Below are 2,358 nucleotides of genomic sequence, written 5' to 3'. Positions count from 1 at the left end.
TCAGAAGTGTTAGCAACAAGGTCGGATAAGTATAAGTAGTTCCAGAGTATGATTGAATTTTGAAGAAGTAGCTTGCAGGCAGTCGCAACTTCCTGGTCTGCGAGGACGCCTTCTTGAAAAGCTTGGTCGTTGTCAAAAAATACCGCACGAGAGAATCTATTTGAAAGTTCGACTCTGTTTAGCTGCTTTTGTATTTGTTGCCTCAGATCCTCATCATCAAAATAGGTCAGGATGAACTGTGATTTGATGATCCTTCCAAATTCTTTAAGAGCTCTATATAAAGGGTGCTCTTTTGAATAGGAACTCAATCTTTTGAACAGTTGTGAAGCAGTCGCGTGCTTCATCTTAATCGTCGCGACAAATCTTAAAATGTCATCCCAATGTTCAAGCACTAGGTTTTTACTGATAGGCCGACTTGGAAGTAGGCGGTAGCCTTTGTCGTAAAACGTTTTCCGTGCAGAAAAGCTATATATTTGTTGGTTTCCGATGTTGGCAAGTCTTGGAGCAAACGCTATTCCCAAGAAATGGGAAACTGCAAAGATTTGCTCTGTATAGCCATGTGTATCAGTTGAATGAACTTGTTTAAGGTCAGTCACTTCATTTTGAAGCAAGCCATCAATAACGTATGGAGCTTCTCGATCTGAAGCGCTGAATACTGAATTGTGGAATAACGACTGCTTTTCATCTATAAATGTGTAGATCGTCACGCCTTTGTCTTTTCCAAAATACTTGTAGGAGTGGTTTGCGTGCAGGCAATCTACATCAACATTGACCTTTCTTCCGTCACTCGATGAGTGGAGAATTTCTGGGTCTTTGAGATAAGCACTCGACAATTTCAAATTATGAATCGCATCAACGATCCGGTTATTAGCTTTTCGAATATTGTCTAGACTGAAAAACCAGTTAACCGTGTTGTGGAGCGTATGCTCCTCAATGCCAGCTGAGATGCTAGCAAGTTTGCCCAGACCGATATTACAGCCCTTTGCTAAAACTCCGGCCATTAGTGTTTCTTCCTTTGGCTTCATTTTAACGTTCTTGGGGCTGAGATGCTGAAAGTCTTGAGTAAACTGACATACTTGGTTAACTTCCTTGAGTAGTTGAAGAATTGGAATATATCCATCCTGGGACAGCGCATCCGAAATAAATGACTTCTCTTCAAAATCGGTTTTCGATGTTTTTACTCTAGATACTCGACCATTCTTAAAAGTGAGCGCTGTATTTATCCCTTTTACTAAATGCTCATTGACGACCTTGTATTTCTCGTGAAGCCCCAACTTCAAACCAGCTAAATACGCTTCGCCGTCTATGTACTCAAGTAAATTACACTCACGCAAGATCTGGTATTTATGTGCCTCCCAGTATTCTTTATCAATCATGTAGTCTTGAATACTGCGAAAACGATACGAGCAGTTGATATTTAAGTCTCCCGACTTAATCCCTTTGGATATGTAGATGTATAGGAGGCACTTGTACAATGAAGTTGAAAAATCATTGCGCTCTACTGCTGCACGATCTTGCTTTGTCAAAAAACTAATAGGAGGGGACTTTCCCACATTTCCATCCGATTCTTGGAAGTGCGCTATCGCAGCTAATAAATCCTTTGCCTTTGATGCGCCATCAAAGGAGAGAGCTCTTACTATCGGAGTGGCCTTGAGTTGTAGCCTTAAAGAAAGCGATTCGAGCAACTGGTAGTAAGTTTGGTTTTTGCTTTCTTTTCTAAGTTGATTATCTAGTTCTTCTAACAGGCTGTAGTCAATTTCGTCCTTTTTCTGATAATCAAAAACAAGCTCTTCTATTTTGTAGTATTTCTCGTTTGGCGTAGATAATCGGCTTTCAACGATTGAGATAATATCTTTGGCGAGCTTTGAAATAGATTTATGAGACTTACTTAGTTCCTGAACTGCCTTATCACGCTCCTCCTTAACTAATCGCTCATGTTCTGCTTGCTTACTAGTAGCCTTATGCAGTGTTGATGTGACCGATTTCATCAATGCATCAACAAGACTATCTTGTCTAGAGAAATAGTTGTGCTTAACAAACCCTAGCAGATGAAGATAAATGTTCTCCTGGTCTGTGAGCTGGGTCAGTTGTTGGATATCGGTTTTGCGCACCCATTCTGCATAATACCTTGTAGCCTTATCTTTTAAATCTATCACATCATAAACATCTGTAAGTTGGTCGAACATCTCGTTGAATACGACCATGTCTTTGACACTTTGCTTAATGTCCTTTGGTCGCATCGATTGATCAATGTTTTTATATGATGCCAATAGGGTAGTTGTTCTGCTTCCAGCGCTTATTGGAGTTAATAGAGAGTCCAACAGATCTGAATGGCTCGGCTGTATAGCCTTGCGAAGA

At 40.4% G+C, this 2,358-nt stretch carries 1 protein-coding gene; it reads right to left on the bottom strand.

Translation table 11 applies throughout. From position 1 onward, the window contains the following. Positions 1–2,321, bottom strand: a 2,321-nt coding sequence (locus A3729_RS12665; protein WP_231877434.1) for a Tn3 family transposase, incomplete at its 3' end; no start/stop codon positions are given. Positions 2,322–2,358: the final 37 nt, after the last annotated feature.

The organism is Oleiphilus sp. HI0043 (assembly GCF_001634935.1).
Note: the sequence above shows the minus strand (reverse complement) of the source record. Positions and strands in the feature narration are given on the sequence as shown.